Raw genomic sequence first — 444 nt, forward strand, 5'->3', positions numbered from 1 at the left:
GGGATGGACTCTGCGGCGCTGGCGAGGCTCGTCAATTATGGCGCGGTGCGCAGCTTCGATAGCCTCTTGATCGCGCGTCACGGCCAGATCGTGCTCGACGCCTATTATGCGCCGTACACGCCCGAGATCCCGCACCTCCTCAATTCCGTCACCAAGGCGGTGACCGGTACATTGGTTGCGATGTTGCTTAAAGCGGGCGTGCTCGATAGCCTCGACCATCGCTTGGTGGATTTCTTCGGCGACCGCACCATTGCAAATCTCGATGACCGCAAGCGGGCGATCACGGTCCAGACCATGCTCGACATGACTTCCGGCATGCCGTGGACCGAAGGCGTCGAGGGCGGGCGGCCGGACTCGCTGATCGAATGGGAGCGTAGCCCCGACGTGATCCAGTTCATCCTCGACCGTCCAATGGCGAAGGCGCCGGGCGAGGCGTTTTATTAC

At 61.9% G+C, this 444-nt stretch carries 1 protein-coding gene; it reads left to right on the plus strand.

The window, feature by feature from the left end; translation table 11 throughout:
• Positions 1-444 (plus strand): serine hydrolase (locus A7981_RS07580; protein ID WP_131800948.1); only part of this gene is annotated, 444 nt, incomplete at both ends.

Origin of the sequence: Methylovorus sp. MM2 (assembly GCF_001648895.1) — a bacterium.
In the GTDB taxonomy this organism is placed as follows: Bacteria; Pseudomonadota; Gammaproteobacteria; order Burkholderiales; family Methylophilaceae; genus MM1.